Source organism: Acetomicrobium sp. S15 = DSM 107314 (assembly GCF_016125955.1).
Taxonomy (GTDB): domain Bacteria; phylum Synergistota; class Synergistia; order Synergistales; family Thermosynergistaceae; genus Thermosynergistes; species Thermosynergistes pyruvativorans.
The window spans coordinates 1-330 of record NZ_JADEVE010000428.1; the positions used below are offsets into that span (position 1 = coordinate 1).

1 protein-coding gene and 1 pseudogene are annotated in these 330 nt (G+C 54.8%); both read left to right on the plus strand.

Annotated elements, in window-relative coordinates:
* Positions 1-249: a Mur ligase family protein gene (locus EZM41_RS14865; RefSeq protein WP_446697853.1), complete on the plus strand. Its 249-nt coding sequence runs from the start codon at positions 1-3 to the stop codon at positions 247-249.
* A pseudogene (locus tag EZM41_RS13195) lies at positions 225-330 on the plus strand (FAD-dependent oxidoreductase); the annotation flags it as partial. The gene EZM41_RS14865 and the pseudogene EZM41_RS13195, both read left to right, overlap by 25 nt.

Consider the following 330-nt stretch of genomic DNA (forward strand, 5'->3'; position numbering starts at 1 on the left):
ATGGTCAAGAAAGGATGCAAGGCGTGCGCCATGGAAGCCTCTTCTCATGGGCTACAGCAAGGAAGACTGGAGGGTTGCCATTTCGACGGAGCGGCCTTCACGAACTTGACGCCTGAACCTAAAAGGCTTTCCCCTTCCACAAAGGCAAACCCCACCTTGGCTCGACCAGGGTCGATGCCCAACTCCACGGCACTAGTCCCCTTTCACGGTGGAAGCCCAACGCGCATTTGGCGACTGAAACCGGTTTAGAAGTAGGACAAAAAGGTGGCATATTGGTAGATGAGCACATGCGGACCAGCAACCCTTACATCTACGCGGGAGGAGATGTAG